General features: G+C 55.5%; 2 rRNA genes. Both read left to right on the forward strand.

Going from position 1 to position 452, the window contains the following annotated elements:
* A 23S ribosomal RNA gene (locus AC1DIJ_RS30925) occupies positions 1-141 on the forward strand; the annotation flags it as partial.
* Between the two features lie 190 nt (positions 142-331).
* Positions 332-446: ribosomal RNA gene (gene rrf / locus AC1DIJ_RS30930) — 5S ribosomal RNA — on the forward strand.
* Positions 447-452: the final 6 nt, after the last annotated feature.

Raw genomic sequence — 452 nt, forward strand, 5'->3', positions numbered from 1 at the left:
AAGGCATCTAAGCGGGAAACCCACCTGAAAACGAGTATTCCCTATCAGAGCCGTGGAAGACGACCACGTTGATAGGCCGGGTGTGGAAGTGCGGCAACGCATGAAGCTTACCGGTACTAATAGCTCGATTGGCTTGATCGTTCTCATTGATCAATGCTCATCTCCCGGGCAAGGCAAAGCCTTGCTCCGGACGGTGATGCAAGACGTGTTCACCCGGCGGACCGAAAGGTTCGTCCGGTACCAGCGAATGGAAATGGCGAAGCGAAACTATTCGCTACTCACTATTCCCTATTCGCTCAAAATCCAGCTTCTCAAAGTTGCGCTTCGCTGACCTGGTGGTCATGGCGGGGTGGCTGCACCCGTTCCCATTCCGAACACGGCCGTGAAACGCCCCAGCGCCTATGGTACTTCGTCTTAAGACGCGGGAGAGTCGGTCGCTGCCAGGTCTGCAA

This window comes from Rhizobium sp. 10N427, from assembly GCF_056394605.1.